Source organism: Caulobacter mirabilis (assembly GCF_002749615.1).
GTDB classification, from domain to species: Bacteria; Pseudomonadota; Alphaproteobacteria; order Caulobacterales; family Caulobacteraceae; genus Caulobacter; species Caulobacter mirabilis.
In genome coordinates, this window is sequence record NZ_CP024201.1 from 1273572 (window position 1) to 1299694 (window position 26123).

The following is a 26123-nucleotide window of genomic DNA, read 5'->3' on the forward strand; positions in this document are numbered from 1 at the left end:
CCTCTCGCGGAGCCCTATGGCTACGCCCGCCCGGCCCGATCGCCTAGCAGACTCGCCTCAGGTTTTGGCAGCCAGCAGGGCGTCGATCGCCGCGGCTAAGCGCGCCGGGGCGTCGGCCTCGGGGATGCGGGCGATCTGCGCCCAGCTGAGGCCCTGGTCGTGCAACGCTCCGACCACGACCCAGCCGGCGTAGTAGGCCTCGCGCTCGATCCCGGCCGGCCCCTTGCCGATGGTGAAGCGGTGGACGTCGTCCGAGCCGGACAGCGCGGCGGCGTCCCGCACATCGGCGAGGATCTGGCGCCGCTTGGCGGTCGCCTCGGCGAACCAGCCCGGGCGGTGCGAGGTGATCTCCTCGGGCGACCGGTCCGGATGCAGGGCGTGCGCGACGCGCATGGCCAGGCCCTCGCTCAGCGCGGTGACGCCGATGCTGCGCTCCCAGGCGCCGGAACTCACGCCCATGCCGATCTGGACCGCGTGGGTCAGTTCGTGGGGCAGGATGTAGGCCCGCATGCCCGGGTCCATCTCGATGGGGATGGCCACGACCGGCCGTTTGCTGTCGCCGGCGGTGAAGGCGTTCGGCTCCAGGCCGCCGACATAGGCCAGCAGGGTGATGGTCACCGGCTTGTCGGGCTTCAGCAGGCCGACGACCTGGTCGAGCGCCGACTGGGGCGAGGGGGTCATGCCGGCGGCGCCGGCGCGGATGCGGTCCATCACCGTCGGATAGCGGTCCCAGGCCGCGTCGAGCAGGCGGCGGGCCATGGCCTGGCCCTCCGGCGTCGGCGGCACGGCGGCGAACCCGTAGAGCTCCTTCCACAGCGCCCAGCGGCGGTCCGGATCGGCCTTCTCCCGCGTCGCCGCCTCGTAGAAGGCGAGGAACTTGGGCGACAGGTCCTTGATCACGAGCGTCGAGGCCGCGGGCTCGACGGCCGCGGCGCTGCCGGCGGTCGCGGCCGAGGCGGCGAGGAGGCCGAGGGTGGTTCGTCTGCTGATCATCATGCGCGCTAGGTCGCGGCGCGGACAGGATCGGGCAACTTAATTCGCCGTCACCTGGCGGCGGGCTAGATTCCGGCGCCGAGGTCGAGGAACACCGTCGCCAGGGCCGGCGCATGGTCGACGTCGCGCGCCAGCACATGGGCCAGGCCGTCGACCTGGGCGGCGATCTCGGGCACGGCGGTGATCTCCCACCAGGCCGGCCGGGTCAGCGGGCCGACGGCGTGGAGCCAGGTCGAAGCCTCGCCCCTGGCCGACAGCACGGCGCAGTCGGCGGTCTCCAGTCCCAGGCCCAGGGCGTCCGGCGCGATCAGGCCTCGGCGGGCCAGGTCGGCGAACAGCGGGACCTCCAGCCCCTTCAGGTCGCTGCGCGGGCCGGTGCAGTTGATCACCCGCGCCGCCGCCAGGGTCTCCGCCGCGCCGCCGCCGCGGGGATGCAGGGTGATGGCCAAGCGGTCGCCGTCGCGTCGCCAGTCGCGCAGCCGGCCGCCCTTGACCGTCAGCCGGCCCTCGGCCGTCAGGGTCTCTATGCCGGCGGCGATGCGCGGCGCCATGCGGTGGCGGAAGACGTCCCAGCGCGCCCGCTGATGGCGCAGGAAGCGGCTGCGGTCAGCCGGAGTCCATTCGGCCCAGATCCGGCCGATGTAGGGGCGCACGGCGTCGATGACCCGCTGCCAGGGCTGGCCCTCGGCCACCGCCTTGCGAATCTCGGCGCGGATGATCCGCGACAGCACGGCCGGGCCGGCGGGCAGGTGCGGCGCGAGGAAGGTCGGCCAGGCGCCGCCGTAGCGGTGGGCGCGGGGCAGCAGGCCGCGGCGCGAGACGGCGACCATCGGCCCGCGGTGGCCGTCCTCGGTCAGCTTCAGGGCGATGTCGACCATGGTCAGGCCGGTCCCGATCAGCAGCACCGGGGCGTCGGGATCGAGCCCTTCCAGCGCCGTCCGGTCCCAGGGATCGACGACGAAGGCCGGATCGTCCTGCAGCCAATGGTCCGCGGGCAGGGGCGGGCGCGGCGGCAGGTTGCCGGTGGCCAGCACCACCGTCTCCGCCTCGACCTCGCGGCCGTCGCGCAGGACCAGGCCGCGGCGGGGCGCGTCGAGCATCCGCACGGCCTCGCCGCGCAGCACGGTCACGGCGCCCGAGGCCCGGGCGGCCGCCAGCTGGTCGGCCAGATAGCGCCCCCACAGCGCGCGCGGCGCGAAGGCGGCCGCCATGTCGCCGCCGCTCTCGGCCAGGGCCTCGTCCATGCCGCCATGGGCGGCCAGCCAATCGGCGAAGGTCGGCGTCAGCCCGACCTCCATCCGCGCCACCGGCACGTTCAGCAGGTGCGAGGGCGCGCAGGCGCCATAGGCCAGCCCCCGGCCCGGCCGGTTCGACGGCTCGATCAGGAGGACGCGCCCTTCGGGTCGCGCGGCGGCGAGTTTCAACGCCAGCAAAGTCCCGCTGAAGCCGCCGCCTACGATGGCGACGGCCGCACGGCTGCCGGCGGGCGGTTCGAAAGCCATCGGCCCTGAGGATTCGAAGTGGATGCCCGAACCGGTGATGTAGCGGTCGGGGGCGAGTCTGGATAGCGATTTGACCCCGATGCAGTCCAGGTCGAGCGGTGCAGGGCCAATGCAGTTCGGACCAATTCTCGGCCAGGCTCGGCGCGGAGCTCTTGACCGCCCCATCGGCCATGCGTCGGATACCGTCGATACATCGGAGGGGTGACATGCGTCTGCTTCTGCTGGGGTGCGTGGTCGGGCTGTCCCTGTCGGCGACGGCCGCCGTCGCCGCGGACCCGGATCGCCAGCGCCGGGTCGAGACCGGCCTCATGGGCGCGGCGGTGTTCGGGGATCGGCCGGAGACCTGGTCCCTCGAGTCGCGGATGGCGCACTGGAAGGTCCCAGGCGTCAGCATCGCGGTGGTCGACGACGGCAAGATCGTCTGGGCCAAGGGCTACGGGGTGCTGGCGGCGGGCGAGCCGGCGCCGGTGACGGCCCGGACCCGCTTCCAGGCGGCCTCGATCAGCAAGCCGGTCGCGGCGGCCGGCGCCCTGTCGCTGGTCGAGACCGGCCAGCTCAGCCTCGACGGCGACGTAAGCAAGGTCCTGAAGACCTGGACCCTGCCGGCCAATCCCTACACGGCCGAGCGGCCGCTGACCCTGCGCGATCTGCTGTCCCACACCGGCGGAACCAGCCAGCACGGCTTTCCGGGTTACGCCCAGGGCGCGGCCGTTCCGACGCTGACGCAGCTTCTGGACGGCAAGGCGCCGGCCAGCAACCCCGCGATCACCTTCGAGGCTAGGCCCGGCGAGCGCTGGAAGTACTCCGGCGGCGGCTACGAGATCGCCGAGCAGGTGATGATCGACGCCGCCGGCAAGCCCTTCCCCGACATCCTGGCCGAGCGCGTGTTCAAACCGGCCGGGATGGCGGCCAGCGGCTACGCCCGGCCGGACATGGGCGCCTTCGCGCTCGCCCACGGCCGCGACGGCAGGACCATCCCTGGCGGTTGGCACACCTATCCGGAGCATGCGGCGGCCGGGCTCTGGACCACGCCGACCGACCTGGCGCGGTTCGGCATCGCCCTGTCCCGGGGCTGGCAGGGCAAGGCCGGCGGCATGCTCAAGCCCGGGACGGTCAAGGCCATGGCGACCGAAGTGAAGGACGGCTACGGCCTGGGCGTCGGCCTGCAAGGCGAAGGGGAAGCCTTCGCCCTGATCCACGGCGGGGCGAATCGCGGCTTCAAGGCCAACTGGGTCATCCACCCCGGCTCGGGCGACGGCGTGGCGGTAATGACCAACGGCGAGGCCGGCGACCTGCTGGCGCGTGAGATCCTGCGCGCGGTGGCTCGCACCTACGACTGGCCCGACTACAGGCCCGAGGTCTATCAGCCCCACGCCCTGCCGCCGGACGTTCTGGCCTCCCGCGTCGGGGATTGGAGCGTGGGCGAGGGGGACAAGCGCATGGTCTTTCCCGCCAAGCTGGTCGATGGGCGGCTGGTCTTCGTCACGCCGCGCGGCGAATTCGGCTTCGTCCCGATCGGGCCGACGACCATGGTCTCGGTCGACCTGGGCATAAAGGCCGAGTTCTCGAAGACCGAGGACGGACGCGACAAGGCCAGGGTGTTCGGCGAGACCCTGACGAAGTAGTCTCCAGCGGCCCTGGGGCCGAGCGACCTAGCCGTCTTCGTCTCCCGCGTCGCCGGCGGCGCCGCGGCGGCGCCGCAACAGCTTCAGCGGGCGCAGCAATTCATCCGCCGCGGCGCGGTCGGCGAAGATGAGGACGATGGCTTCGAGATGGATCCGCGTCCGGGTCGGCGACGGCGGGTCGTGGCCGGCCAGCAGTTCGCATAGTCCCGCGGCGGCTTCGCCGAGCTCGGGCCGTCCGAACAGCCCGGCCAGTCCGGCGATCCTTTCGGCCGCCATGTAGAGGTCCGGCGCGCTGGCGCCGATCCGACCGTAGCCGCGCAGGAAGTGCAGCTCGGCGTGAAGCACGCCGACCAGGCGGTCGATCTCGGCGACGGCCTGCTCGCGGCGCCCGGCCACGGCCCGGTTCGCGGCCGAGACGGCGGCGCGTGAGTCCAGGCCGCGACGCTCCCTCAGGAAACCGGCCAGGGTGTTGCCGGACGTGAGAAGGCGGGGGCCGTCCACGGCCTTGGACGCGCGCGGCCTCATCGGATCGCCGCGGCGTGGTCGAGAGGATCGCCTGCTCGCCGGTCCGCTTCGCCCAGCGGCGGCCCGTCGTCCCGCATTCGCCGATCCGGCCCGAAGTAGGCGTCCATGTCGACGAACTCGCGAGGCGTCTTGGCCAGCCAGAGGATGCGGTCGAAGACGGTCCGCGCCTGCAGGGGCTTGCTCAGCACGAAGGTCGCGCCGGCCTCCCGAGCGCGCTCGATCAGGGACCGGGGCGTGTAGCTGGACATCACCACCACCGGCGCCGTGCGGGAGGGGTGGTCGACCGAGCGTCGGAGCGCCGAGATGCTGTCCAGCTCGTGCAGGTTGATGGCGGTCACGCCGACGAAGATCAGGTCGAAACCCTGTTCCGTCCAAAGCGGGATCTGGCTCGGATAGCGGGATCTCTGGACCCGTCTCAGGCCGAAGCCGCCGAGCATCGCGACGAGCATGTCCTGCTCGGTCGCGCTGGGCTCGCAAACGAGCGCGGACGCCTCGGAGAGGTCGATTCTGTTGTATTGGAGTACATTTGCCACGGATTTCGCCCCGATATTGGACCGGCCAATGCGACGAAATCTGAGTTAAGTCAGTGTTTATAGAGTCAAGTGTTTGCAGTGAGTTGTAATTGTGACAACGTTGAAGCTGATTTTACAATGGTAAAATCTGATGATCGGGTCGGTCTTGGGTATTGTGTATTCAATACCGATCATCCCGACGAAGGTCGGGATCCAGTTTCAGGCTCGGCGCCAGAAGATTTCACATCAAACTACAGCCCTACGAGCTGGATCCCGGCCTTCGCCGGGACGACGGGCTGAAAGGACGTGGCTGAGGCTTTGAAATCCCGAGGCCCCAATTGAGTCGGGACCCTAGCTCGGACGCCGCTCCAGCCGGATGTCGCGGCGCGCCTGCCAGACGCCGGCCCCATCGCGGGTCAGGGTCACGATGCCCCCGCCTCCGCGCAGCTCCTGCTTGGCCCGGTAGGCGTCGTCGACCTTGAACTCGCCCGCGAAGACCACGTCGTCGATGTAGTAGGGCGGGCGGCCGGCCTCCTGGATGAACAGGTGGACGTGGGCCGGCATGGTCCGGTCGGGATAGGGCGCCGGCTTGATGGTGTCGAAGCCGTAGCGGCCGTCGGCGCCGGTCTTCACCCAGCCGCGCAGCCGCCCGTGCCGGCGGCTCCACTCCGTCTCGGGCGTTCCGTCGGCGTAGTACCCGTCGGCGTTGGTGTGGTGGGCGTAGATGACCACGCCGGGCGCCGGGGCGCCGTCCACGGTCAGCACCCGGCCGGTCAGGACCATCCGCTCGCCCGGCTGGCCGGCCTCCGCCAGACGCAGGCGGGCGGGCAGGGTGGCCGGATCGCGCTCCAGGACCGCCTGGCAGCCTTCGCAGCTGTAGAGGTCGGGCCGCGCCTTGCCGGCGGCCGCCGTCTTGGCCGGCGCGCTCGCGGCCGGGCTGCAGCCGCAGACCCCCGCGCCGCCGATCGCGGCCAGGCCCAGCAGAGTCAGGCGTCGGTGGGGTTTCGGCGTCGGGGTCATGGCGGCGTGTCCGGTGGAGTATCGACGATATCCCGGTTGCGCGCCGAGCGCATGCTTGCACATCCTGGACGGCGCGCGCAGGCTGGCCGCAGGGAGGCGGGATCATGCCGGGCAAGCTGTTCAGCCGGATCGACCTGACGCCGATGGTGGGCGTGCTGCTGGCGCTGTTCGCGGTGACCGCGACGGTCGGCTGGCCTCCGTCGGAAGTGGAGGCCTTCGACCTCGATCATCCGGGCTGCAATCTGCCGCCAGCGGGCGTTGATCATGGCGCTCGGTCCAAGGTCCTGGTGGTGTCCGCCAACAGCGACGGTTCGGTCTCGCTGAACGAGCGCCGCATGCCGCGCGCGGCCTTCGCGACGGAGCTCCGGCATCTCGCCGCCCTGGAGCGCGCGCCGGGCATCTGGGTCCGGGCCGACGCCGACGTCCAGTACGGCGCGGTCTTCGCCCTCTATCGCCAGATCGAAAGCGTCGGGCTGGCCGCCGAGATCGGGGTGATCAACGAGGAGATCGGCTAGCGGCGGCCGGCCGGCCCGTGATCATTGACTCTCCGGCCCCCCTCCGCCATAAGCCGCCGCTTCAACGCCGCCGGTCCGCCGTCGGCGCGGGAATACATGACGGGTTGATGCCTGGCCGCCGTTGAGATCGCGCCTCCATTGGGGAGGAGCCGGCCCGCGTCGAAGTGAAAGTGACACTATGTCCAAGCGCCACAGCGCCAAGTACAAGATCGACCGCCGGATGGGCGAGAACATCTGGGGTCGTCCGAAGTCCCCCGTCAACTCGCGCTCCTACGGCCCCGGCCAGCACGGCCAGCGCCGCAAGTCCAAGATCTCGGACTTCGGCCTCCAGCTCCGCGCCAAGCAGAAGCTGAAGGGCTACTACGGCAACCTGACCGAAAAGCAGTTCGCCAAGACCTACACCGAGGCCGCCCGTCGCAAGGGCAACACCTCGGAGAACCTGATCGGCCTGCTGGAAGCCCGTCTGGACGCGGTCGTGTACCGCGCCAAGTTCGTGCCGACCGTCTTCGCGGCCCGCCAGTTCGTCAACCACGGCCACGTGCTGGTGAACGGCAAGCGCGTCAACATCGCCTCCTACCGCGTGAAGGCCGGCGACGTGGTCAGCGTCCGTGAAAAGTCCCGCAACATGGCCCTGGTGCTCGAAGCCCTGGGTTCGTCGGAGCGCGACACCCCCGACTACATCACCGTGGACGCCCGCCACATGTCGGCGACCTTCGTCCGCGCGCCGGAACTGGCCGAAGTGCCGTACCCGGTGAAGATGGAGCCGAACCTCGTGGTCGAATTCTACGCGTCGTAAGACGCCGACCATTCGGATCGACAAGCGAAGGGCCCGGAGAGCGATCTCCGGGCCCTTTTGCCTGGGCGGCTACTTGCCGGCCTGGTCGCCGTACTCCCAGTCGTAGGGGGCGCCCGCGTCGCCGAGGATGAACCGGACCAGGTCCGCATAGACGGTCTCGCTGCGGACGTCGTTGCTGAGCAGGACCACGCAGTCGCGGGTCTTATCGACGCAGGCCCAGGTGTTGCCGGTGACGTCGTTGTGGCCGCCCTTGAAGAAGCCGCGTCCCTGCGGGCCCTCGAAGGTCACCACGCCGAGGCCGGCGGCCAGGCCCTTCTTGCGGGCGGCGGGCGGCAGTTCGTCCTGCAGCGGCGGAAACTGGGTCGCCGTGGTGATCGGCAGCTGCGCCTTGGCGAACTCCGCGCGCATCTTCGGCGACAGGCCTTCGCCCGAGGCCACGGCGGCCGAGAACCGGGCGAAGTCGTTGATCGTGGTGTCCAGCGAACCGGCGGCGCGCACCTTGCCGCGTTGGTCGTGCGGTTCGGGCTTGCCGTCCTTGTCCCAGCCGTCGGCCAGGTTCGTCGCGAAGTCGGGCCGCCAGATCACGCTGCTGGTCTTCATGCCGTAGCGGTCGAACACCCGGCGCTGCATCTCCAGGCCCAGGTCCAGGCCCAAGCCCTGTTCGATCGCGAACTGGAGCAGCATCAGTCCGTCGCCCGAGTAGGCGTAGCGCGAGCCGGGATCGAAATGGATGTGCAGTTTCCGGTCCGGCTCCAGCCAGTAGAAGTTGGCGAAACCGCCGCTGTGGGTCAGCAGGATACGCGGCGTGATCTTGCGCCACCGCTCGTCCGACAGCGTGTCCCAGGCCGAGTAGCGGTTCGCCTGGCCGACGTACTCGGGCAGGGGCCTGGGCAGGTATTCGGCGATCGGCCGATCCAGATCCAGCAGGCCGTCGTCGACCATCTGCAGCACGGTCCAGGCGAACACCGCCTTGGTCAGCGAGGCGCCGTACATGACCGTATCCGGGGTCAACGGATCGCCCTGGGCGTTGCGCTTGCCGTAGGTCTTCACATAGGCGACGCGGCCGTCGTCGATCACCGCCAGGGCGAGGCCCTGGGACCCGGCCTTGGCCATGGCCTGGGCGACATAGGCGTCGATGGCGGCGTCCTTGGGCCGGGCGACGGCGGCGGACGGCAGGGCGAGCGCGGCGGCGAGCAGAACCGGAGCCAGCTTCACGGGAGTCCTCCAGGATGGCGGACGGAGCCTAGACAAGACTCGACGCGGCGTCTTTGGTCGCGGTCATGAACCGTCGCCATCTCCTGATCGCCGGGGCCCTGCTGCTGGCCGGCTGTGCAACAACCGCCGTCTACACGGCGCCGGACGCCGGCATGGTCGAGTTGGAGCCGCTGCTGGCGGCCAGCGTGGCGGAGGGCAGTCTGACCATCCGGCTGCTGTCGACCGGCTGCACCAGCAAGGAGGCGATCGCCTTCTTCGTTGAAAAGAGCGGCGGCCGGCACGCCGTGGCCTTTGGCCGGCGAAAGCTCGACCGCTGCAAGGCCGCGCCGACGCCGGTCGACCTGACCTGGAGTTTCGAGGAGCTGGGCCTGCCGAAGGGCGCGTGGGTGGCGGTCGTGAATCCGCTGGGCGGACGCTGACCCGATCCTCCCCTCTGGGGGAGGTGGACCGCCGGAGGCGGGACGGAGGAGGTCATGGTGCAGATCCGCCGTCCGACGCCGTTCACCCCCTCAGTCGGCTTCGCCGACAGCTCCCCCAGAGGGGAGCATCCAGGCCTAGGTGAACATCGTCTCCATCCACTCCGGCACCCGGGCGGGGCGTTTCGTGGCCGCGTCGATGAGGACCCACTCCGAGCGGGTCTGGGCGCACATCTGGCCGTCAGGGCCGTCGATGCGGACGTAGCGGTCGAAGCGCGGACCGCGGCGCTCGCCGACCCAGGTGCGGGCCCGGGCGGTCTCGCCGGGCATCAGGGCGCGGCGGTAGTCGATCTCGTGGCGCATGACGACCCACGCCCATTTCGACTGTTCGTCGGCGGGCGCGCGGCTTTCCCAGTGGGCGATGGCGATGTCCTGGACCCAGCCCAGATAGACCACGTTGTTCACATGGCCGTTGGCGTCGATATCGCCGTCGACGGGCGCGAAGGTCCGCGCGAAGACCTGGCGGTCCTCCGGCGGCTCCAGCAGCTTGGTCATGCCGCGGCCTTGGGTCAGGCGTCGAGGACGCCCTTCTCTTCCAGGAACGGCTTCAGCTCGCCCGCCTGGAACATCTCGCGGACGATGTCGCAGCCGCCGACGAACTCGCCCTTCACATACAGCTGAGGGATGGTCGGCCAGTCGCTGTAGACCTTGATGCCGTCGCGCAGGACGTCGCTCTGCAGCACGTCGACGCCGACGAAGTCGACGCCGAGATGGTCGAGGATCTGCACCACCTGGGCGGAGAAGCCGCAGCGGGGCTGTTCGGGCTCGCCCTTCATGAACAGCACGACCGGATGGGTCGCGACGGTCTCGGCGATCCAGTCTTGGGCGGGGTTGGCGACGGCGGCGTCGGTCACGGCGTGACCCTTTCCGGAGTAGAGAAATGGGCAGTAGAGAGAAACTGGCTATCAGCTAGGCATCGCGCCCTTGCGGGTCAAGCGGATGCGACCGAGAAGCGCGCCATCTCGATCTGGGCGGACACCCCGGCGGGCAGGTCACGCTCGGCCGTCTCGGCCAAGCCCTGCAGGTGGGCCAGGCTCTCGGGCGCGACCCGTACGGAGGCCACAGCCGGCTCGGTCAGGACGTGGGCCAGGCAGATCTCCTCGGGCGTCCAGCCCGGCGTGCTGTCCAGAAACTGGTAGGAGCCGGCGCCGGCGAGCGGGTGCGCCTTGTCCCGGAACAGGGCCTTCTTGAGCATCGGCGCCGGTTTGGGCCGCAAGGCCTCGGGCAGGACGTCGTGGGCGAAGACGGCCATGTCGCGGGCCGCGGCGGCCTTGATGCGGTTGCGCTCCTTCCAGCCGGAGATCGGCGTGTAGGGCGTGGCCAGGACCTGATGGCCGCCGGCCGCGATCAGGGCGTCGGCCGCGTCGTCCTCGCCCGCCAGGCCGAAGGCGCGGATGCGGCGCTCGGTCCGCAGGGTCTGGAGGCCGGCGTCGGCCGGGCCGGGCAGCATCACGATCTCGAACTGCTGCAGGCCGGTCTGTTCGAGCAGGGCCTCGATCGTTCGCGCGGCGGCGGCCGGGATCGTCGGCCGCCAGGCGATGACCAGCAGCTCGCGCTCGACCTCGCTCAGGACATCGATGACGCCTTCGATCAGCGCCGGCGCGTCCCCGACGAGCTCGAAGGTGTTGACGCCCAGATCCAGGGCGGCGCCGGTCAGGTCTCGCCAATCCCGGGCCGACCGGCGGGCGCTTCCGTCGCATAGCAGGGAGACGGCCGAGACGACCTGGCCGGACTTGCCGAACGGGCGATAGCGCATCGACGCTACTCGGCGGGAGGCGCGGTCTCGAGGGCGAGGGCGTGCAGCGTCCCGCCCAGGACATCGGCCAGCGCCTTGTTGACGAGCTGGTGCTGGCGCACGCGCGGCAGGCCGCGGAAGGCTTCGGAGACGATGCGCGCCTTGTAGTGGTCGCCGTCGCCCGCCAGGTCGGTGATCACCACCTCGGCGCCCGGGAAGGCGGCGAGCAGGCGGCTCTCAAGATCGGCGGCGGACATGGGCACGGCGGAAACACTCCCCAACTCAGGTGTTTGAATGCGTTACAAAGTTTAACAACGGCTGGATAGGGGCGCAGGTCGCCTCGACGGAGGAACTCATGCGCAGTCTGCTGATCGCCTGTCTGGGCCTTTCGCTGGCGGCCTGCAATATGGTCGTGACCGAGACGCCGATGTTCACCGCGGCCGATCAGACTGGGGCGACGCCGCGCGAGGGAATCTGGCTGTCGGCCGACGCGGACTGCGCGGTCGATGTCGCCAAGAAGGCCGACGCCTGGCCCGAGTGCGCCGATTGGTTCGTCTACCGCCAGGGCCGCATGGAGTTCCCGAACGAGAAACCGGACCTGCCGTTCAGCGGGCCGGTCCCGGTCGTGGTCGCCGGCGGTTCGCCGCAGGTCTGGCAGATGACGCTGGAGCTGCCGGCCAAGGCTGGCGAACCGAAGAGCCGGATGAGCCTCTATGCCGGCTTCGAGCCGCTTGAGCGGGACGGGCAGGGGCGGGTGACGCGCTATCGGTCCTGGCCGGCGCTTTGCGGTCCCCCGCCGCCGCCGGAAGAGGAGAAGAAGGCCGCCGCCGCCGCGCCGCCGGCCCCGCGATCCGGCAAGGCCTCCGACAAGAACGTTCCGGGCGCGAGCGGCGAGGCGAGCGCGGACGAGCTGAAGCTGCCCGACCTGATGACCAAGGCGCCGTTCCCGGGCCTGACGCTGATGGGCAAGGCGGGCTGCAAGCCGGACGACGAGGCCGCCCTGCGCAACGCCGTCGCCGCCAGCCGCGCCTTCGCCGAGGAGCACGAGGAAATCCGCTGGGTGCGGGAGCGGTATCCGTAGCGGCGGGGGATATGCACCGGTTGGGCGCCTGCCCCCGGTGGGCGGCGCTGCGTCCTTCGAGACGCGATCCTGACGATCGCTCCTCAGGATGACGAAGTCAGAGCCTTGCTGAATACGTCATGGTGAGGAGCCGGCCCTCGGGCCGCCCCGGACTCGATCTGGGGCTCGAACCACGCAAGGCGCTTGCGGACGGAGGGGACACGCACCGCTTCGCGGAGCGTGTCCCCTCCGGACAACCGTTCGCCGGGACAGGTCGCCGTTCACCGATCCGGGCGTGTCACTGACCGAGCCGGGGTGGCGGAGCGCGACGTGAACGGATCAACCCAGGGCATGACCAACATATCGCTCGATCGACGCCCCTGCTCGTCCCGCTACGCAACGGCCGAGACATCCCTCAAGCCTTTGGGTTCCCGCGCAATGCTGAACAAGATTTCCGCCGCCATCGGCCTGATCGCGGTCATGGGCGGCATTGCCGCGAGCGCCCACGCCGCGCCGATCGCCGGAGCGGGCGACAAGACTGCCGCGGTCGAACAGCTGGTCCGAAGCGAGATGGAGGCCCGCGGCATTCCGGGGCTCCAGCTGACGATCGTACGGAGGAACAAGATCCTGTTCACCGGCGCCTACGGCCAGGCCAATATTGAGGCCTCGACCCCCGTGACCGAACGAACCACCTTCCCCGTCAACTCGATCAGCAAGGCCGTCGCCGGCGTCGCGGCGATGCAACTCGTCGAGGCCGGCAAGCTCGATCTCGATGCGTCGATCGAAACCTATCTCGACGCACTTCCAGCGTCATGGAAGGGCATCACCGTCCGGCAGCTTCTGACCCATATGTCGGGTCTGCCCGAAATCGCCGACGACAATCTTCGACTCCTCGACGGCGCCGCGCCGGACGCCGCCTGGGCGAAGGTTCAGGCGCTTCCCCTGAAGTCCTCGCCCGGCGTGAAGTTCGACTACACCCAGACCAACTATGTCGTGATCGGGAAGATCATCGAGACGATCACGGGCAGGTCCTATGCCGATTTCGTACGCGATCGGCAGTTCGACGCCGCGGGGATGAAGCGGACGCGCTTCGCCGAGGTGTCGGGCGCCGGAGCCAGGCCCGAGGCGGCGGCGCTCTATACCCATCTGACGCTGCGGGTTGAGGGGATGAAGACCGTCGGCGTCGACCGCAGCAAGGCGCCGTTCGTGCGCCATGAACCGTGGACGGAAATCCTGTACCCGGCCGGCGGCGTCCAGACGACGTCCACCGATCTGGCGAAGTGGACGATCGCTTTGCAAAAGCGGAGGTTGGTCAACAGAGACGGCCTGGAGCGGCTCTGGAAACCGCAGCCGCAGCAGGACGGAACCTATCGCGGCTTCGGCTCCACCATAACCGGCTATGGACTGGGTTGGCCCTCGATCCGACGGGCCGATCATCCCGCCGTCACGCCCGTGGGCGGAGCCCGGGCCGCCGTCTTCATCTATCCCGAAGACGATCTCACGATCGTCGTTCTGACGAACCTGATGGGCGCTTCGCCCGAGAAGTTCGTCGACAAGATCGCCTCCCTGTACATCCCCGGCCTGGCCGTCGGAAAGTAAGGCGGCGGCGTGCGGAAATCCGCCGGGGGCGGGCGCGTTGTCCCCGGGTCGGGCGTTCTCGGGGACGTTCTCGGGGACACGGAGCTTCGGGGCATGTCCCCGGCTCATTGCGTCCTTCGAGCCCCGGCCCTCAGGTTACCCCGGACTCGATCCGGGGCTCGAACCACGCTCGGCGACCCCGCCCCCTCAGTCCTCGATCGCGCTGTAGATCAGGGTCTTCAGCTGGCCGCGGAAATCGAAGGTGGCCGAGGGCATCAGCTGGGTGAGGAAGACCACGCTCAGCTCCTCCTTGGGATCGGCCCAGAAGATGGTCGAGGCCGCGCCGCCCCAGTAGTAGTCGGCGCTGCTGAGGCCGCCCGTGGCCACCTGGTCGATGGTCATGGCGAAGCCCAGGCCGAAGCCGATGCCGGCGTTGTCGGTCTCCGAGAAGCTGCCGATCGCCATCTTCGTCAGATCGGCGCCGCCCTTCAGATGGTTCTTCGTCATCAGCTCCAGGGTGCGCGGACCCAGGATCCGCCGGCCGTCCAGCTCGCCGCCCCGGCGCAGCATCTCGGTGAAGCGCAGGTAGTCGGCCATCGTCCCGGCCAGGCCGCCGCCGCCCGACTTGAACACGGGGTCCTTGAGGTAGGGGCTCTTCTGCGGATCGTCGGCCAGCCGCAGGCTCTTGTCGGGCATGCGCATGTAGTTGGCGGCGAAGCGATGGGCCTTGTCGGCCGGCACATGGAAGGCGGTGTCGACCATGCCCAGCGGTTCGAACACGGCCTCGCGCAGGTACTGGTCCAGTGGAACCCCGCTGACCCGCTCGACCAGCGCGCCGCAGACGTCGGTGGCCAGACTGTACTGCCAGCGCTCGCCCGGCTGATAGCGCAGCGGGACCTCGGCCAGCTTGGCCATGAACTCGTCCAGCGTCTCCTCGCCGCGCCGCACGCCGACGGCGTCGTAGGCCTTGTCGACCGGATGCTCGATCGGCAGGCCGCTGAGCTGCGACAGCAGCGAGCCGTAGGTCAGGCCGCCGGTGTGGCTCAGCACGTCCCGGAAGCTGACCGGCCGGGCCGGCGCCTCGGTGACCATGTCGGCGCCTTCGCCGGAGACCCAGACGCGATGCTTCTTCCATTCGGGCGCGAAGCGATGGACCGGGTCATCGAGCTTGAAGCGGCCCTGTTCGAACAGGGTCATCAGCGCCACGGAGACGATCGGCTTGGTCATCGAATAGATGCGGACGATGGTGTCGTCGCTCCAGGCCGTCCCGCGCTCGCGGTCGCGCAGGCCGAAGCTGCGGGCGTAGGCGAGCTGGCCGCGCCGCATGACCGCGACCTGGCAGCCGGGAATCTTGCCGGGCGCGATGTAGTTGCGCTCCAAGTGGTCGGTGATCCGGTCCAGCCGGTCGGCGTTCAGCCCCGACCACTTCGACTTCGCGTCCATGTCTCGCTCCCGCCTCTTCTTGTCGCCGGCATGATGGCCGGACCTTGGCGGGCTTGGGAAGTCGAAAACGCGGTATGCTACCTTGGTCTCGGCGAGGCGTAGAGCGGCGCGACCTTGGGCGCCTTGGGGCCGCCTTTCCAGATCCGCCCCTCCCGGGTGCGCACCTCGGTGGGGCCGCGCGCGCCGCGGCCGCCGACCATGCCCTTCATGTCCGTGAAGATGCGGTTGGCGTCGCGGGCGGAGGCCGTGGTGATGCAGACCGTCCGTTCGCCCTCGCGGCCCCAGGGGCGGACCACGCTGCCGACGATCAGCCGGTTGCCGCGCGCGAGGTAGCTCTCGACCCGTTCGAAGCCCTTCTCGTCGATGCCCATGGCGTAGCTGCTGAACTTCACGCTGACCGAGCAGATGTCGGGATTGGCGGCGGTCGGATCCGGCCGCACGGTCGCCGTCGCGGGCGCGGGAGCCTGCGCGGCGAACAGGGCCAGGGCGACGATCAGGACGGACATAGTGATTCCCCAGTCGAACGTGCGACGCGGCGATCCTGGCCGCAGTTACCTGAACGCAGGCTGACCGACTTGCGCTCCCTCGAAGGGACGGGCACTGACGGAAGATTCCTGGGGAGGAACGATGATCAAGCGCATCCATGCCGCCGCGATCCTGGCGCTGCTTCTGGCGACCGGCGCCCACGCCGCGCCGGGCGACCGGGCTCTGGACGACGTCCGCATCCTGTCGGCCGACGACATGCAGGGCCGCCTGGTCGGGTCGCCCGGCGGCGCCAAGGCTCGCGCCTATATCGTCGAGCGCCTGAGCCAGATCGGTCTGACGGCCGTGGAGCAGCCCTTCGCCTTCAAGGGGCGGAACAAGGCCGCGCGCACCGGCGTGAACCTGATCGCCAGGATCGACGGGACCGAGCCCGGCGGCCGGGTCATGGTGGTCACCGCCCACTACGATCATCTGGGCGTCCAGAACGGCGAGATCTACAACGGCGCCGACGACAACGCCTCAGGCGTGGCCGGCCTGCTGGCCGTGGCCGAAGCGTTCAAGGCCCAGGCGCCGAAGCACGCCGTCTACATCGTGGCGCTGGACGGCGAGGAGGGCGGCCTCCAGGGCGCCAGGGCCTTCGTCGCCGCGCCGCCGGTTCCGCTCGCGCGCATCGCGCTGAACGTCAACTTCGACATGCTGTCCAAGAACGCCAAGGGCGAGCTCTACGCCGCCGGCGGGTCGCAGAACGCCTGGGTGAAGGCGCGGCTGGACGCCCTGGCGCCCGGCGCCGCGGTGACGCTGAAGCAGGGGCACGACACCGGCGCCGACGACAGTTTCGACAACTGGACCTACCAGTCCGACCACGGCGTCTTCGCCAAGGCCGGCGTGCCCTGGGTCTATTTCGGGGTCGAGGACCACCCCGAGTACCACAAGCCGACCGACGACTTCGCCACGATCCCGCAGGCCTTCTTCCTGGGGGCGGTGAAGACGGTGGTCGAGGCCGCGCGGGCGTTCGACGCCCAGCTGGACGGCCTGCCGGAGCGCGCGAAATGACCGTCTTCGCCGACCTGATCCCCATCGCCGAACGGATCGCCGCCCGGCTGGTCGAGCGGCAGGAGAGCGTGGCGGTGTCGGAGTCTTCGGCCGGCGGCCTGGTCTCGGCGGCGCTGCTGGCGGTGCCCAAGGCCAGCGTCTGGTATCAGGGCGCCAGCGTCACCTACACGCCCAACGTCGCCCGCGGCCTGCTGGGCCTGAGCCGCGGCGACCTGCCGGAGGGCGTGCGGTCCTCGACCGAGCCCTATGCGCTGTTCATGGCCGGGGTGATCCGCGAGAAGCTGCGCGGGACCTGGGGCCTGTGCGAGACCGGCGCGGCCGGGCCGGAGGGCAACCCCTACGGCGACGCGGCCGGCCATACCTGCGTGGGCGTGGTCGGGCCGACGACGGCGAGCTTCACCCTGGAGACCGGGGCGAGCGACCGGCCGGCGAACATGCTGCTGTTCGCCCGGTTCGCGCTGGAGCGGTTCGAGGCGGTCATTCGCTGATCCTCCCTCTTGGGGGGAGGGGGACCATGCGAAGCATGGTGGAGGGGGTCCAAGGCCTTTGGCCCGCTCCACCACCCCTGCGGGGTGGTCCCCCTCTCCCGGAGGGAGAGGATCTCGGGAGACGCCGCCGCGGGGGACCTGTAACGCGCAGCGGTGCGTGTCCCCTTCGTCGCCTTCGTCGAAGCGGGGACACGCACGACTTCGCCGAGCATGTCCCCGTCACGTCAGCTCGTCATATCCCCGGTTCAGCAGCTGGATCAGGCAGAAGCCGTGGCCGAACGGGTCGGCCATGTTGGCGATGCGGCCCCAGGCGCCGTCCGGCGGCCTGCGTTCCACGAGCGCTCCGGCCGCTGTGGCCCGATCGACCGCCATGTCGAGGTCCTCGACCAGGATATCGAGGTGCACGGGGCTCCAGTGCCGGTCGTAGCGACGCGGGTCACCGCCCGCGCCGGTCGTCCCCGGCGCCTTTTCCAGCAGGTGGAACAGCGCGCTCTCGCCGGTCAGCTCCACCACCCCGTCGAACCGTCGGGTGACCGCCAGGTCGAAGGCGGCTGTGTAGAAGGCCTCGGCGGCGGCCAGGTCCGGGACGTCGATATTGACGATCAGCTTCATGCGCTCATCTCCCTCGCGCCGAACTCGATCCCATTCTCCGTCATCCTCGCGCTTGTCGCGAGGACCCATGAACACCGGCAGGCAGCAAGAGGGGCGCGGATCGCTCCGCGCCCCTTCCTTTCGACTCATCACGCATGGGTCCTCGCGACGAGCGCGAGGATGACGCCGGTGAGGGACGCTACCCCATGTAGCCCGGCATCCAGTCCTCGTGGGCCGAGCGCAGCTTCGCCAGCGGGATGCTGAACAGGTCCTTGGAGGCGAAGATCTCGCCCTCGGCGTGGCCGACGACGCTGGCGTGCAGCCCGGCCGCCGTCGCCGCGGCGATCAGGCCCTCGGCGTCGTCGGTCGCGATCAGGTAGCGGGCCTGGTCTTCGCCGAACAGGAACGGATGGGCGTGCGTCTGGCTGCTGGCGTCCAGCGCCACGCCGACGTTGCTGGCCAGGGCCAGGTCGGCCGCCGCGACCAGCAGGCCGCCGTCCGACAGATCGTGGACTACGGTGACGTCGCCCGACTGGATCAGGCCGCGGACGAAGTCGCCCGTCTTGCGCTCCAGCGCCAGGTCGACCGGCGGCGGGGCGCCGTCCTCGCGGCCCAGCACTTCGCGCAGATAGATCGAGGCGCCCAGTTCGCCGTGGTTCTGGCCGACGACGACCAGGGTCTGGCCGGCCTTCAGGGCCGAGAAGTCCGCCCGCACGCCGTAGTCGGCCAGCAGGCCGACGCCGCCCACGGTCGGGGTCGGCGGAATGGCTGCGCCGTTGGTCTCGTTGTAGAGGCTGACGTTGCCGCTCACGACCGGGAAGTCCAGTGCGCGGCAGGCCTCCGCCATCCCTTCGATCGCCTTGACGATCTGGCCCATGATCTCGGGGCGCTCGGGGTTGCCGAAGTTGAGGTTGTCGGTGATCGCGATCGGCTCGGCGCCGGTGGCGGTCAGGTTCCGCCAGGCTTCCGCCACCGCCTGCTTGCCGCCCTCGTAGGGATCGTTCTGGACGTAGCGCGGGGTGCAGTCGCTGGTCACGGCCAGGGCCTTGCGGCTGCCGTGGACGCGCACGACGCCGGCGTCGGCGCCGGTGGCGCTGTCCTCCAGCGTGTCGGCCATGACGTGGCGGTCGTACTGTTCCCAGACCCAGCGCTTGGACGCCATGTCGGGGCAGCCGATGACCTTCAGCACGGCCGCTTCCCAGTCGGTCGGGGCGGGGACCTGGCCGGGGTCGAGGCGCGGCTGCTTGGCCGGCTCCACCCACGGGCGGTCATAGAGCGGCGCGTCGTCGGACAGCGGGCTCAGCGGGATGTCGCAGACCACCTCGCCCTGGTGCTTCAGGACGATGTGGCCGGTGTCGGTGGTGCGGCCGATGACGGCGGCGTCCAGGCCCCACTTTTCGAAGATGGCGTGGCCTTCGTGCTCGCGGCCGGGCTTCAGGATCGCCAGCATGCGCTCCTGGCTCTCCGACAGCATCATCTCGTAGGCGGTCATGCCCTCTTCGCGCTGGGGCACGTGGTCGAGGTCCAGCTCGATGCCGACGCCGCCCTTGCCGGCCATCTCGACCGACGAGGAGGTCAGGCCGGCCGCGCCCATGTCCTGGATCGCGGCCACCGCGCCGGTGCGCATCAGCTCCAGGGTCGCCTCGATCAGCAGCTTCTCGGCGAAGGGATCGCCGACCTGGACGGTGGGCCGCTTCTCGTCGCTGTCCTCGTCGAACTCCGCCGAGGCCATGGTCGCGCCGTGGATGCCGTCGCGGCCGGTCTTGGAGCCGAAGTAGACCACCGGCAGGCCGGCGGCGGGGGCGGCCGAGTAGAAGATCTTGTCCGCGTCGGCCAGGCCCACGCACATGGCGTTGACCAGGATGTTGCCGTCATAGCCGCGGTGGAAGTTGGTCTCGCCCGCCACGGTCGGCACGCCCACGCAGTTGCCGTAGCCGGCGATGCCCGCCACGACGCCGCTGACCAGACGCTTGGTCTTGGGGTGGCTCGGATCGCCGAAGCGCAGGGCGTTCAGCAGGGCGATCGGCCGCGCGCCCATGGTGAACACATCGCGCATGATGCCGCCCACGCCCGTCGCCGCGCCCTGGTAGGGCTCGATGTAGGACGGGTGGTTGTGGCTCTCCATCTTGAAGATGCAGGCCTGGCCGTCGCCGATGTCGACGACGCCGGCGTTCTCGCCCGGGCCGCAGATGACCTTCGGCCCCGTGGTCGGGAACTTGCCGAGGTGTTTGCGGCTCGACTTGTAGGAGCAGTGCTCGCTCCACATCACCGAAAAGACGCCCAGCTCCACCAGGTTCGGCTCGCGGCCGAGGCGGTTCAGGATGACGTCGTACTCTTCCGGCTTGAGGCCGAATTCGACGGCCGTTTCGGCCATGCTCTTAGCGGGGGAGGCGGTCATGCGGGGCCCTTAGCGGATTCCGCTCGAAATGTCACAGCGGGCGAGTCACTGTCGCGCCATGACGCAGCATCGCAGATCGGTCCTGGCCGCCATCGCCGCCCTGCCGCTGGCGGGACCGGCCCTGGCGCAGGCCCCGGCGCCGCGTGTGCGCATCGAGACGCCGAAGGGCGCAGTCGTGCTGGAGCTCTATCCGGACAAGGCGCCGGTCACGGCGGGCAACTTCCTGCGCTACGTCGACGAGAACCGCTACGAGGGCGGGGTCTTCTACCGGGCGCTGCGGCTGGGCTTCGCGCCGGAGCGGGGGCTGCTGCAGGGCGGGCTGAACGGGATCGAGACCAAGGCCCTGCCGCCGATCGCCCACGAGCCGACCAGCCAGACGGGTCTCAAGCACCTGGACGGGACCGTCTCGATGGCCCGGTTCGACCCCGGCACGGCCAAATGCGAGTTCTTCATCTGTGTCGGCGACAGCCCCTATTTCGACGCCGACCCGAAGCAGCCCGGCGACAACCTGGGCTTCGCCGCCTTCGGCCAGGTGATCGAGGGCATGGACGTGGTCCGCGCCCTGCACCAGCTGCCGGTCTCCGAGACCGCTGGCGCCGAATTCGGCATGAAGGGCCAGATGCTGGAGCCGCCCGTGCCGATCACCAGCATCAAGCGGGTCTAGCCGGGGGACATGCTCCGAAGGTGCGTGTCCCCGCTCGGACGCGCTGCTCTGGGGACACGTACCTGCGGTACATGTCCCCAGCCGATGTAAGCGTGAAGGTTCCTCAGTAGATCCTCCCCTCTGGGGGAGGTGGCTCGGCGAAGCCGAGACGGAGGGGGTTATGTGCGGGCCGAGACCCGCCATCCCGCCGATCCCACAACTGAAGCCGTAGCCCCCTCAGTCGTCGCTGCGCGCCGACAGCTCCCCCAGAGGGGAGCATCCAGGCGCGGCGAATAGTCCGGCGGTGTTGGGGTCGGCGTCGAAGCGGCATTCCTCGGCGATCCACGTCGGCGTCTGCCCTGCCTTGACCAGATGCGAGACGGCGTCGCCGCGGCACATGCTGCAGGGGGTGTGCTCGTAGAGCGCGACGAGGATGTCGAGGCTCTCGTCGATCGGCGGGTTGTTCTCGCCAATCAGGTCCAGGACGGCGAGGCTGAGATCGTGGGCGACCTCGTCGCTCGGAGCGTCGCGCAGCATCGGCAGCAGCAGGTCGAAGTCCCCCGGCCGATAGTTCGCCTGCAAAAGCCGGGCGCCGCGCGGCTTGCCCGCCCGAAGCTGCTGCAGGGCCATCTCTCGGACGAGTGGAGAGGCGATCCATCCGAGCGCCAGCGTCGCCGACCAGGAGGCTCTCGAATCCGAGCCGTTCATCCAGCCGACCAGTTCGGCGGGGCCTCCGATGAAGCGACGCCGCGCGAACAATCTGAGGTAGGGACGGGCGAGACCGACCTGTGTCTGCGAGCGGAAATCCTCGCAGATCAGGCGCCATTCATCGTCGGACAGCACCTTGTACAGAGCGCCGCGGGGTCCGATTCCTCGGCGCAGCTCCGCGCGGACAGTCGGGAAGTCGCGTGGCCAGTCGGCGTACAACGTGGGGGCGTCAGGGGCCTCCAAATGCGCCATGAGCCGCTCTAAGCTCGGATGCTCCGCGCGGGCGGCGCTCAGCGCGCGGTCGATGTCCGGCTTGCCGCGCGTCTTCAGGGCGTCGAGCAGGTGCTTCCCCCGCCATCCGTCCTCGTCCAGGTCCTGTTCCAGCCGTTCGGCGCACCGGAGCAGGGCGGGCAGTCCATCGAGCCGGACCATCGCCTCCATGGCGTCCAGCCGGCCCTCGTCCGGCAGGTCCGCGTAGGCCCGTCGAACCGCCGCCGCCTCGGCTTCCCCGCCCTCGGCGGCCAGGCGCGCGATCACGTCGAACAGGAGCGCGACGTCCACGTCCGGATCGTCGATGCGCGAGGCCAGCCGGGTGAAGAGTCGCGTCCGGTCCCCCGTCTCGAGGATCAGGCGCGCCAGATAGGCGCTCCGGTCGTGCTCGCACTGTGGGTCGTAGGCCTGGTTGTGAAGGCAGGCGTGAACCAGCGCCTCCTCGAACGGTGCCGGGTCGCCGGCCCGCCTCAGGAGTAGCATCGCGCGCCCCGACCCCCTGGCCAGGGCGGTGGTGAAGTCCTTGAGGTCGGGGATGATCGCCGTCGTCAGAGCCCTACGCGCTGGCCAGGGCGCTCTGGAACAGGATGGCGCCGTCGGCCGAGCCCAGTTCTTCCTCGAAGGCGCGGTCAGGATGCGGCATCAGGCCCAGGACGTTGCCGGCCGGGTTGACGATGCCGGCGATGTCGTCGACCGAGCCGTTCGGATTGTCGACATAGCGGAACGCCACCTGGCCCTCGCCCTCGATCCGCGCCAGGGTCTCGGCGTCGGCGAAGAAGTTGCCCTCGCCGTTGCCGATGGTCATCGTCACCTCGCGACGGCCCTGGTAGCCGGCGGTGAACCGGGTCTGGGCGTTGGTCACTTCCAGCGCCACCGGCTTGCAGATGTACTTCAGGCCCTCGTTGCGCAGCAGGGCTCCCGGCAGCAGGCCGGCCTCGCACAGGATCTGGAAGCCGTTGCAGATGCCGACCGTGGCCACGCCGCGGTTGGCGGCCGCGACCACCTCCTGCATCACCGGCGACAGGGCGGCCATGGCCCCGCAGCGCAGGTAGTCCCCGTAGGAGAACCCGCCCGGCAGCACGATCAGGTCCAGCCCTTCGGGCAGGGCCGTCTCCTTGTGCCAGACCATCTCGACCTGGGCGCCGGTGGAGCGCTCGACGGCGACGGCGCAATCCCGGTCGCAGTTGGAGCCGGGGAAGACGATGACGGCGGCTTTCACGTCAGGCCACCTCGACGCGGTAGCTCTCGATCACGGTGTTGGCGAGCAGCTTCTCGCACATCGCCTTCACCTCGGTCTCGGCGGCGGCCTTGTCGGTCGCGGCCAGGTCGAAGGTCAGGGTCTTGCCGACGCGGACGTCCTTGACCCCATCCCATCCCAGCCCGTGCAGGGCGCTCTCGACGGCCTTGCCCTGGACGTCGAGGACGCCGGGCTTCAGGAAAACATGAACGGTGGCTTTCATGGCGCGCGCTCTATCACCGTTCGGACGGAATCGCGAGGGGGCTGGGAGCCCTAGTGCAGCCCGCCGCGGATGACGGTCGGCATTTCCTTCATGATCCCCAGGCGGCGGGCCACCTCGGTGTAGCTCTCTATCACGTCGCCCAGATCGCGGCGGAAGCGGTCCTTGTCCAGCTTCTCGTTGGTCGCGCTGTCCCACAGGCGGCAGCTGTCGGGGCTGATCTCGTCGGCCAGGATGACCCGGGCGAAGTCGCCTTCCCAGATGCGTCCGAACTCGACCTTGAAGTCGACCAGGGTGATGCCGACGCCGCCGAACATCCCCGACAGGAAGTCGTTGATGCGCAGGGTCATGGCCATGATGTCGTCGATCTCCTGGGTCGAGGCCCAGTTGAACGCGGTGATGTGCTCCTCGGCGACCAGCGGATCGCCCAGTTTGTCGTCCTTGTAGCAGAACTCGATGATCGAGCGGGGGAGGGGCGTGCCCTCGTCGAGGCCCAGGCGCGTGGACAGGCTGCCGGCGGCGATGTTGCGGCAGATCACCTCCAGCGGGATGATCTCGACTTCCTTGATCAGCTGCTCGCGCAGGTTCAGGCGCTTGATGAAGTGGTTCTGGACGCCGATGGCGCCCAGGCGGGTCATCACGAACTCGCTGATACGGTTGTTGATCACGCCCTTGCCTTCGAGGACCGCCTTCTTCTGGGCGTTGAAGGCGGTGGCGTCGTCCTTGAAGTACTGGATCAGGGTGCCGGGCTCGGGGCCTTCGTAGAGGATCTTGGCCTTGCCTTCGTAGATCTTCTTGCGGCGGGTGGTCATCATAAGGTCCCCATGGGGGTCTCAACAGCGATCAGGGCGGCGATCTGGAATGAAAATAGCGCGCGGGCGGGAGAGCCTGCGCGCGCGTCTCGACTCAGGGGGGCCATCGCTGAAGTCGAGGCGAAACCTACCCGAACGGGCGCTGTGGCGCAAACTGGTGACGCCGTCGCGTGTAAACAAGCGGGGATGAGACGAAGCGCGCGATTGCGGCGGCCCTCGCGAGGGGATATCAGGGCGGCCGCAACGACCGGAGTTTACATGAGCACGTTCGACGAACGCGAGAAGGGCTTTGAGAAGAAGTTCGCCCTCGACGCCGAGCAAGAGTTCAAGGCGGCCGCCCGCCGCAACCGCATGCTGGGCGAGTGGGCCGCGGGCCTGATGGGCCTCGAGGCCGTCGAGGAGTACGTGCGCGCTGTCGTGAAGTCGGACTTCGAGCAGCCGGGCGACGAGGACGTCCTGCGCAAGGTCTTCGGCGACCTGAAGGACGCGGGCGTCTCGGTCACCGAGGGTGAAGTCCGGATGAAGATGGACGAACTGCTGGCCCAGGCCCGCGAAGCGATCAAGACCGAGGGCTAGGGCCCTCCGTCTCCGCCGCGGACGGTTCCGGCGGCGACCCCTCCGAGGACATCGCAAACGCCTCTTCCGGCGAAAGCACCAGCTTTCGCCGGCTGACGGCCGTGAACCAGGCGATGGCGGCGGCGAACCAGACCGCCACGCCGATCACCCCCGCGCGATAGTCGGGCGAGCCCAGCTGGACGCAGACGGTGACCAGGGCGATGGCCAGGGTCAGCACCGCGCCGGCCAGGCCCAGGGGGCTGCGGAACGGCCGCTCGAGCGCCGGCCGCCGGCGCCGAAGCAGGATGAACGACACCGCCTGCAGGCCATAGGACAGCATGGCCCCGAACACGGCCATGTTCAGCAGGAAGCCGCCGATCACCCGTTCGCCGCGCTCGGCGCCCAGCGCGTACCAGACCACGGTCAGGACCAGCAGACCCACGACCGCGCCGGCGATCAGCGCCCGGTCGGGCGTCTGGCGCCTGGGATGGGTCACCGACAGGCCGCGCGGGAAGTAGCCCGCCCGCGACAGCGAGAAGATCCGGCGGCTGTAGGCGTACATGATGGCGTGGAAGCTGGCCGCCAGACCGGCGAGCGCGATGAAGGCCAGGATCCGGCCGCCGCCCTCGCCGAGAATCGACCGGAAGCCCTCCAGCAACGGCTCGGAGGAGTCCGCCAGGGCGTAGGCGCCCGGCGGGATGGCGGCGTTCAGCCAGATCACCATGCCGGCCGAGACGATCAGCGCTCCGACGCCCAGCAGCAGGCTGCGCGGCAGGTCGCGCCGCGGCGCCGTCGATTCTTCGGCGGCCAGCGGCAGCTGCTCGATGGCGAGGAACAGCCAGACCGCGAACGGCAGCTGGAGCAGCACGCCCTGCCAGCCGGCCGGCAGCAGGGGGCCGTGGCCGTCGGGCAGCCATTCGCCGCCAGGGGCGACGTCCAGGGCGTAGCGGTGCAGCTCGACCAGCGGCGCGGCGCAGGCCCAGAAGATGCTCAGGCAGCCGACCGCCAGCAGGGTGATGAACACCGCGACGCCGAACGAGACCGCGACCCCGGCGGCGTTGATTCCCACGAACAGGCCGTAGGCCGCCAGCCAGTAGAGCGGTTGCAGCGCCGGGGAGGTGTCGAAGACGCCGCCGAGATAGCCGCCCATGAAGAAGCAGATCACGGCCGCCGCCAGGACATACTCGACCGTCTCGCACAGCCCGGTCAGGAACCCGCCCCAGGGACCCATGGCCGCCCGGGCGAATCCGTAGGCTCCGCCGGTCTGCGGCAGGGCGGCGGCCATCTCGGCGATCGAGGAGGTCAGGCCCAGGTACATGACGGCGATGATGGCCGCGGCGATCATCAGACCGCCCCAGCCGCCGGTCGCGAGGCCCATGTTCCAGCCCGAGAACTGTCCGGAGATCACGGCGCCGACGCCCAGCGCCCAGAGCGACAGCAGGCCCGCATGCGGTCTCAGCCGACGCCGCTCGAAATAGGCGGCGTCCACCGGCTCGTACCGCACCCCGGACGGTCCATCGCTCATTGCCTGCCCCCGCGAGACGCCGGGAAGGTGGCACAAGATTCGCGGGCGAGCGAGATGGGGGTTTCAGGGGGGCATGCTCCGAAGGTGCGTGTCCCCGATCGCCGGAGAGCACGGGGACACGTACGCGCCGGCGGCGCGAACATGT

29 protein-coding genes are annotated in these 26123 nt (G+C 69.8%); 10 read left to right on the forward strand and 19 right to left on the reverse strand.

What is annotated here, in order from left to right; translation table 11 throughout:
* Positions 1-57 precede the first annotated feature (57 nt).
* Both CSW64_RS06155 and CSW64_RS06160 read right to left on the reverse strand, forming a co-directional pair.
* Positions 58-996: a hypothetical protein gene (locus CSW64_RS06155; protein WP_099621282.1), complete on the reverse strand. Its 939-nt coding sequence runs from the start codon at positions 994-996 to the stop codon at positions 58-60.
* 62 nt (positions 997-1058) lie between these two features.
* Positions 1059-2495: an FAD/NAD(P)-binding protein gene (locus CSW64_RS06160; protein WP_172448479.1), complete on the reverse strand. Its 1437-nt coding sequence runs from the start codon at positions 2493-2495 to the stop codon at positions 1059-1061.
* Positions 2496-2701: 206 nt separating this feature from the next.
* On the opposite strand from CSW64_RS06160, the gene CSW64_RS06165 reads away from it, so the two are divergent.
* Complete coding sequence (locus CSW64_RS06165; RefSeq protein WP_172448480.1) at positions 2702-4120, forward strand: serine hydrolase domain-containing protein; 1419 nt, start codon at positions 2702-2704, stop codon at positions 4118-4120.
* A 27-nt stretch (positions 4121-4147) separates the two neighbouring features.
* Here the strand turns inward: CSW64_RS06165 and CSW64_RS06170 are convergent, their stop codons facing one another.
* The 3 genes from CSW64_RS06170 to CSW64_RS06180 form a co-directional block, all read right to left on the reverse strand.
* Entirely contained in the window at positions 4148-4645 is a 498-nt protein-coding gene (locus CSW64_RS06170) for a hypothetical protein (RefSeq protein WP_099621285.1), read from the reverse strand.
* A complete protein-coding gene (locus CSW64_RS06175) occupies positions 4642-5094 on the reverse strand; it encodes a response regulator (protein ID WP_099621286.1) in 453 nt (150 codons plus the stop codon). Before CSW64_RS06175 ends, CSW64_RS06170 begins: the two co-directional genes overlap by 4 nt.
* 414 nt (positions 5095-5508) lie before the next feature.
* Positions 5509-6177: a dioxygenase family protein gene (locus tag CSW64_RS06180; RefSeq protein ID WP_172448481.1), complete on the reverse strand. Its 669-nt coding sequence runs from the start codon at positions 6175-6177 to the stop codon at positions 5509-5511.
* Positions 6178-6281: 104 nt separating this feature from the next.
* Between CSW64_RS06180 and CSW64_RS06185 the strand changes: the two genes are divergently transcribed.
* Entirely contained in the window at positions 6282-6692 is a 411-nt protein-coding gene (locus CSW64_RS06185) for an ExbD/TolR family protein (protein WP_099621288.1), read from the forward strand.
* A 178-nt stretch (positions 6693-6870) separates the two neighbouring features.
* Complete coding sequence (gene rpsD / locus CSW64_RS06190; protein ID WP_099621289.1) at positions 6871-7488, forward strand: 30S ribosomal protein S4; 618 nt, start codon at positions 6871-6873, stop codon at positions 7486-7488.
* A gap of 69 nt (positions 7489-7557) precedes the next feature.
* Here the strand turns inward: rpsD and CSW64_RS06195 are convergent, their stop codons facing one another.
* Entirely contained in the window at positions 7558-8703 is a 1146-nt protein-coding gene (locus CSW64_RS06195; protein WP_342745845.1) for a serine hydrolase domain-containing protein, read from the reverse strand.
* A 65-nt stretch (positions 8704-8768) separates the two neighbouring features.
* Here CSW64_RS06195 and CSW64_RS06200 point away from each other — a divergent pair, with 65 nt between their 5' ends.
* A complete protein-coding gene (locus tag CSW64_RS06200) occupies positions 8769-9122 on the forward strand; it encodes a hypothetical protein (RefSeq protein ID WP_099621290.1) in 354 nt (117 codons plus the stop codon).
* 135 nt (positions 9123-9257) lie between these two features.
* Here the strand turns inward: CSW64_RS06200 and CSW64_RS06205 are convergent, their stop codons facing one another.
* From CSW64_RS06205 to CSW64_RS06220, 4 genes are all read right to left on the reverse strand, one after another.
* The gene (locus tag CSW64_RS06205) at positions 9258-9674 is read right to left on the reverse strand and encodes an acyl-CoA thioesterase (protein WP_099621291.1); all 417 of its coding nucleotides are present in this window, start codon (positions 9672-9674) and stop codon (positions 9258-9260) included.
* A 14-nt stretch (positions 9675-9688) separates the two neighbouring features.
* Positions 9689-10033 carry a Grx4 family monothiol glutaredoxin gene (grxD, locus tag CSW64_RS06210; protein WP_099621292.1) on the reverse strand — a complete coding sequence of 115 codons (345 nt, stop codon included), beginning with the start codon at positions 10031-10033 and terminating at the stop codon, positions 9689-9691.
* 77 nt (positions 10034-10110) lie between these two features.
* Entirely contained in the window at positions 10111-10935 is an 825-nt protein-coding gene (locus tag CSW64_RS06215) for an aldo-keto reductase family protein (RefSeq protein WP_099621293.1), read from the reverse strand.
* A 5-nt stretch (positions 10936-10940) separates the two neighbouring features.
* A complete protein-coding gene (locus CSW64_RS06220) occupies positions 10941-11177 on the reverse strand; it encodes a BolA/IbaG family iron-sulfur metabolism protein (RefSeq protein ID WP_099621294.1) in 237 nt (78 codons plus the stop codon).
* Between the two features lie 92 nt (positions 11178-11269).
* Between CSW64_RS06220 and CSW64_RS06225 the strand changes: the two genes are divergently transcribed.
* Both CSW64_RS06225 and CSW64_RS06230 read left to right on the forward strand, forming a co-directional pair.
* Positions 11270-11995, forward strand: a complete 726-nt coding sequence (locus CSW64_RS06225) for a hypothetical protein (protein WP_099621295.1) — start codon at positions 11270-11272, stop codon at positions 11993-11995.
* Positions 11996-12412: 417 nt separating this feature from the next.
* Complete coding sequence (locus CSW64_RS06230) at positions 12413-13573, forward strand: serine hydrolase domain-containing protein (protein WP_172448482.1); 1161 nt, start codon at positions 12413-12415, stop codon at positions 13571-13573.
* A 186-nt stretch (positions 13574-13759) separates the two neighbouring features.
* On the opposite strand, the gene CSW64_RS06235 is transcribed toward CSW64_RS06230, so the two are convergent.
* Both CSW64_RS06235 and CSW64_RS06240 read right to left on the reverse strand, forming a co-directional pair.
* On the reverse strand, positions 13760-14995 hold the full coding sequence (locus CSW64_RS06235) for a serine hydrolase domain-containing protein (RefSeq protein WP_099621297.1): 1236 nt from the start codon (positions 14993-14995) through the stop codon (positions 13760-13762).
* 77 nt (positions 14996-15072) lie between these two features.
* Complete coding sequence (locus tag CSW64_RS06240) at positions 15073-15501, reverse strand: hypothetical protein (RefSeq protein WP_099621298.1); 429 nt, start codon at positions 15499-15501, stop codon at positions 15073-15075.
* Positions 15502-15622: 121 nt separating this feature from the next.
* On the opposite strand from CSW64_RS06240, the gene CSW64_RS06245 reads away from it, so the two are divergent.
* Positions 15623-16531 carry a M20/M25/M40 family metallo-hydrolase gene (locus CSW64_RS06245; RefSeq protein WP_099621299.1) on the forward strand — a complete coding sequence of 303 codons (909 nt, stop codon included), beginning with the start codon at positions 15623-15625 and terminating at the stop codon, positions 16529-16531.
* Positions 16528-17019: a CinA family protein gene (locus CSW64_RS06250; protein WP_099621300.1), complete on the forward strand. Its 492-nt coding sequence runs from the start codon at positions 16528-16530 to the stop codon at positions 17017-17019. The genes CSW64_RS06245 and CSW64_RS06250 overlap by 4 nt, the downstream gene beginning before the upstream one ends.
* Positions 17020-17238: 219 nt before the next feature.
* Here CSW64_RS06250 and CSW64_RS06255 read toward each other — a convergent pair whose 3' ends face one another.
* On the reverse strand, positions 17239-17631 hold the full coding sequence (locus tag CSW64_RS06255; protein WP_099621301.1) for a VOC family protein: 393 nt from the start codon (positions 17629-17631) through the stop codon (positions 17239-17241).
* A 178-nt stretch (positions 17632-17809) separates the two neighbouring features.
* Positions 17810-20008 (reverse strand): phosphoribosylformylglycinamidine synthase subunit PurL, encoded by a 2199-nt coding sequence (gene purL / locus CSW64_RS06260; protein ID WP_099621302.1) that lies wholly within the window; start codon positions 20006-20008, stop codon positions 17810-17812.
* 58 nt (positions 20009-20066) lie between these two features.
* Here purL and CSW64_RS06265 point away from each other — a divergent pair, with 58 nt between their 5' ends.
* On the forward strand, positions 20067-20672 hold the full coding sequence (locus CSW64_RS06265; RefSeq protein WP_099621303.1) for a peptidylprolyl isomerase: 606 nt from the start codon (positions 20067-20069) through the stop codon (positions 20670-20672).
* A gap of 216 nt (positions 20673-20888) precedes the next feature.
* Here CSW64_RS06265 and CSW64_RS06270 read toward each other — a convergent pair whose 3' ends face one another.
* The 4 genes from CSW64_RS06270 to purC all read right to left on the reverse strand — a co-directional run bounded on the left by CSW64_RS06270 (position 20889) and on the right by purC (position 23898).
* Positions 20889-22112, reverse strand: coding sequence for a hypothetical protein (locus CSW64_RS06270; protein WP_099621304.1), 1224 nt, complete (start codon positions 22110-22112; stop codon positions 20889-20891).
* Positions 22113-22185: 73 nt separating this feature from the next.
* A complete protein-coding gene (purQ, locus tag CSW64_RS06275) occupies positions 22186-22848 on the reverse strand; it encodes a phosphoribosylformylglycinamidine synthase subunit PurQ (RefSeq protein ID WP_099621305.1) in 663 nt (220 codons plus the stop codon).
* 1 nt (position 22849) lies between these two features.
* Positions 22850-23089, reverse strand: a complete 240-nt coding sequence (gene purS / locus CSW64_RS06280) for a phosphoribosylformylglycinamidine synthase subunit PurS (RefSeq protein WP_099621306.1) — start codon at positions 23087-23089, stop codon at positions 22850-22852.
* A 50-nt stretch (positions 23090-23139) separates the two neighbouring features.
* A complete protein-coding gene (purC, locus tag CSW64_RS06285; protein WP_099624136.1) occupies positions 23140-23898 on the reverse strand; it encodes a phosphoribosylaminoimidazolesuccinocarboxamide synthase in 759 nt (252 codons plus the stop codon).
* A gap of 258 nt (positions 23899-24156) precedes the next feature.
* Here purC and CSW64_RS06290 point away from each other — a divergent pair, with 258 nt between their 5' ends.
* Positions 24157-24474: a DUF1476 domain-containing protein gene (locus tag CSW64_RS06290; RefSeq protein ID WP_099621307.1), complete on the forward strand. Its 318-nt coding sequence runs from the start codon at positions 24157-24159 to the stop codon at positions 24472-24474.
* On the opposite strand, the gene CSW64_RS06295 is transcribed toward CSW64_RS06290, so the two are convergent.
* Complete coding sequence (locus tag CSW64_RS06295; protein ID WP_099621308.1) at positions 24458-25978, reverse strand: amino acid permease; 1521 nt, start codon at positions 25976-25978, stop codon at positions 24458-24460. The two genes, CSW64_RS06290 and CSW64_RS06295, sit on opposite strands and share 17 nt — an antisense overlap.
* Positions 25979-26123: the final 145 nt, after the last annotated feature.